The sequence below is a fragment of the Enterovibrio nigricans DSM 22720 genome (assembly GCF_900167155.1).
GTDB lineage: Bacteria > Pseudomonadota > Gammaproteobacteria > Enterobacterales > Vibrionaceae > Enterovibrio > Enterovibrio nigricans.
Genome location: NZ_FUXU01000180.1, coordinates 1 through 2,920, shown reverse-complemented (window position 1 = coordinate 2,920; position 2,920 = coordinate 1). Strand labels below are relative to the sequence as shown.

The following is a 2,920-nucleotide window of genomic DNA, read 5'->3' as shown; positions in this document are numbered from 1 at the left end:
CTACTTTATTCAGGCTCCTAGGTTCATCTGGTGATACAGATGGTTCACTCGTTGAGCGGTGAACAGCGCTTCATACGACTTCACGTCGCACGCCCGATAAAACGCTCGCTGTGTTGCGCCAATACTGGTGCACGCATCGCCACCCGACTTTACTCTTCCCCGGTGTCGGCAATGATGCCCCGATGGACCGCGGGGGCGTACAAAAAGCCATGAAGCAAGTCTGTCGTGACGCGGGCATTCATAAGGCCATCAGTCCCCATTCATTACGGCATTGCTATGCCACGCATCTACTCGAGCAAGGGCTGGATTTACGCTCTCTGCAACGTCTTCTCGGGCACGCCAGTCTTACGACAACGGCACGTTACACCCAACTCACGGACGTGAAACACGCCCAGCTTCATCAGGCGGTGAATCAACTCGCCTCTGGACTCTCTATTTTGTGGGAGGCAACATGAGTGCGTTTATCCAACTGCTGCAACAGCATGCGGGTGCCATTGATACGCAACGCCTTTCCCCTGATATCATACGGGCAATGACGGCCCTGTCTCGTTGCCGAACAGGCGTGCTGGGTCAATCGCAATGGTGTTGTCAGGGCTGCCAGTATGACGAGCGAACCCCACTCTCTTGTGGGCATCGCCACTGCCCCCTGTGCCAACATCCCAATACGGTGCAATGGCTCGAAAGACAAACGGCCAAGCTGCTGCCGACATCGTATTTTATGGTGACCTTCACGATACCTGCGGCACTGCGCCCTCTGGCGCGGACTCACGCGCGTACATTGTACGCGATGATGTTCGCGGTCGCTGCGTCCGTGCTCAAGGATTTTGCCCAGCGCAAACAGGCCGGCGACAGTGGGTTTACCTTGGTGCTGCACACCCACAATCGTCGACGGGATATGCACCCACACCTGCATGCCATTGTGCCCGCAGGCTTTTACAACCCTAAGCGCAGGCAATGGCACAAGGGCAATAAACAATACCTTTACCCACACGCCGCACTCGCATCGGTCTGGCGAGCCAGGTTGGTGGCCGCCATCAACGCCCATCCCTCGCTGACCTTACCTTCTTCAATGCCGCACAACTGGGTGGTCGATTGTCGCGCTGTGGGTCGGGGGTTGCCCGCCCTCAAATATCTCTCTCGGTATCTGTATCGTGGAGTCTTACCTGACAAGGACATCATTGATATCAGCGGCCATCAGGTGACGTTCCGGTACACCGACAGCCAGACAAAACAATCCGCGACACGGTCTTTGCCTACCCAACAGTTTTTGATGTTGATACTTCAGCATGTGTTGCCCAAAGGGCTGCAACGGGTACGCGACTATGGCTTGTTGCATGGCAGTGCCAAGCGAAAACGACACCATATTCAGCTCATGTTGCTTCAGATGGCACACCGGACATTACCCCTTGAGCCGCCCGTCAAACAGCACGTGACGCGATGTTGTCCAAGTTGCGGTGAACGGCTCATGGTCTGTGTGGGCGTCACGCGACCGAGGTAGCCGAAAGGCGAACAGAATAAGGAGAATGACTGCGATTTTACCGAAGGAGAAGAAGCAAAAAAATAGACACACAGCCACGTAACCCCTTGAAGTTATGCTATATCTGATAACTTCTTGGCGGCACTCGCCTGTTGTTCGGCGACGGGCCTACATCCTTCCAAAGCTCATCCGAGCAATTTACTTAATAAAGCAGCGACGGGCTTGTCCAACACCCAAATAAAGTGTCGGCTGCGCGACACTTATTCTTATTTGTTATGCCGATTATCTAAGCAAGCGCTATTTGTTATTATTCTTACTAAACAAATGCTCTTCATACTTTTTAGAGATCCATTGATGAATATGGAGCCCTGTTTTACGAATAAGATACCAATCTATAGCAGATAAAATAACCAAACCTATTATAGTTCCCATCACAAAGCCTCCATGCGCACCAAAATTAAATCTTATCAAACAGTTAAGTAAAAACAGCAAGCCTAAATAGGCCATTTAGCTAGATTCTGATAATGTCCCCAAAAACGGAGGCATAACATTAGACGTAAACGGCGAACGATTTTTGCCAGTCAAGCCCCCGGGGGGACGATTTATGATGGCCTTGATACTCATTGAGCCTTCTCCTCCAGCTTAACCCTCGGGCTAAGCTGGAAGGCGACGAAACCCAAAAAGGAGAAGACTCAATGAAATTTTATAACACTCAACACGACTATTACTGCGGTATCGATCTTCATGCGCGTATTCTTTACGTCTGTATCCTCGATTCTGCGGGCAACAAGGTGGTTCACAAGAAAATCGATGCCAAACCCGAAGTACTATTAGACATTCTTGCGCCCTTTCAAGACCAGACTGTTGTCGGCGTCGAGTGTATGTATTCGACTTGAAAGCCCATGTCTCCAACACCTTCAGCCAGTACAATTATCCTACACCGAACCTTCAACTTCGCTATCCCTATGCCAAAGAGGAAGTCCGTAACCGCTTCAATGAGCCTGCGATTAACCGCAATCTCGATATCGACCTCAATGTGATTGCCTTCTACACCAAAGCGTTCGCAAGCGTTGAGATCGCAGTATGAGACCTTCTATATGTGTTTACCGTAAGCAACGACTTAATGGCAAAAATGACAGAACGAAGTAGACAGCTTTGTTGTTCGAGAGCATTGGCTGCTGACGCAGCCAAAAGAATGCTATTGTCTATTGACCGGAGATGGGCTCATATGCGTTATAGCGATCTTTCTTTCAGAATAATCGACCGAGAAAAAGAAGCAATTAAGATACCTACCACTAGCCCTAAACTATTAGCCCATAAATCTAGCCACTCACCATAACGATTTACATATGGCTGAACTAATTCAATAACACCGCTATCTAGCGAATCCCCTCAAAATTCCTTTTCTAAACAATGAGAAAGACGCGCACCGACCCTTTTGAT

1 protein-coding gene and 2 pseudogenes are annotated in these 2,920 nt (G+C 49.8%); all 3 read left to right on the top strand.

Features of this window, described 5'->3' with window-relative positions:
* Window positions 1-92: 92 nt before the first annotated feature.
* Window positions 93-455, top strand: a pseudogene (locus B5D35_RS23315) (tyrosine-type recombinase/integrase); the annotation flags it as partial.
* Entirely contained in the window at window positions 452-1,498 is a 1,047-nt protein-coding gene (locus B5D35_RS23310) for an IS91 family transposase (protein ID WP_078754785.1), read from the top strand. The pseudogene B5D35_RS23315 and the gene B5D35_RS23310, both read left to right, overlap by 4 nt.
* 674 nt (window positions 1,499-2,172) lie before the next feature.
* Window positions 2,173-2,552, top strand: a pseudogene (locus B5D35_RS25585) (IS110 family transposase); the annotation flags it as partial.
* Between the last annotated feature and the right edge of the window lie 368 nt (window positions 2,553-2,920).